1 protein-coding gene is annotated in these 252 nt (G+C 63.9%); it reads left to right on the forward strand.

Features of this window, described 5'->3' with window-relative positions; genetic code table 11:
• Positions 1-252: hypothetical protein (locus KB213_RS12190; protein WP_211683513.1), on the forward strand; the 252-nt coding region annotated here is incomplete at both ends.

A 252-nucleotide genomic window follows, 5' to 3' on the forward strand; every position in this document is an offset into this window, starting at 1 on the left:
TTGAGCTGATCGGCATTGAGCACGACGGGTGGCCGCGCTTCCGTGGCTTCCTCGGGCTGATGGAAACGATCCACGCGGCGGACCACTCGGCGAGCCAGGCCCTTGGTTATGAGTGCCTCCACAGGGCCGGGGCCGCACCTGGACAGCTGAGCCAGGTGGCGCATCTCAACTGGCTGTTCCGCCTGACGCAGTGTTTCCAGCACCGTCTGCTGCTTGGGACTGAGTTTTGGCGGTGGCGAAACGAGCTCATCT

The organism is Neokomagataea anthophila (assembly GCF_018122595.1).
Classification (GTDB): Bacteria; Pseudomonadota; Alphaproteobacteria; order Acetobacterales; family Acetobacteraceae; genus Gluconobacter; species Gluconobacter anthophilus.